The following is a 267-nucleotide window of genomic DNA, read 5'->3' as shown; positions in this document are numbered from 1 at the left end:
GCGAGATTCCCTGCGTGATCGCCAACCACGACGACCTGCGCAGCATGGTCGAGTGGCACGGCATCACGTATTTCCACGTTCCCGTCGATCCGCAGGACAAGCAGCCGGCCTTCGATGAAGTTTCCCGGCTGATCGACGAACATGGCGCCGACTGCATCGTCCTGGCTCGCTACATGCAGATCCTGCCGCCGGACCTGTGCCGCAAGTACGCCCACCAGGTTATCAACATCCACCACAGCTTCCTGCCGTCCTTCATCGGCGCCAAGC

At 61.8% G+C, this 267-nt stretch carries 1 protein-coding gene; it reads left to right on the top strand.

Features of this window, described 5'->3' with window-relative positions; translation table 11 throughout:
* Positions 1–267: formyltransferase family protein (locus ACLJNW_RS25560; protein ID WP_410961417.1), on the top strand; the 267-nt coding region annotated here is incomplete at both ends.

The organism is Salmonella sp. SAL4457 (assembly GCF_046548235.1).
Taxonomy (GTDB): domain Bacteria; phylum Pseudomonadota; class Gammaproteobacteria; order Enterobacterales; family Enterobacteriaceae; genus Salmonella; species Salmonella enterica.
Note: the sequence above shows the minus strand (reverse complement) of the source record. Positions and strands in the feature narration are given on the sequence as shown.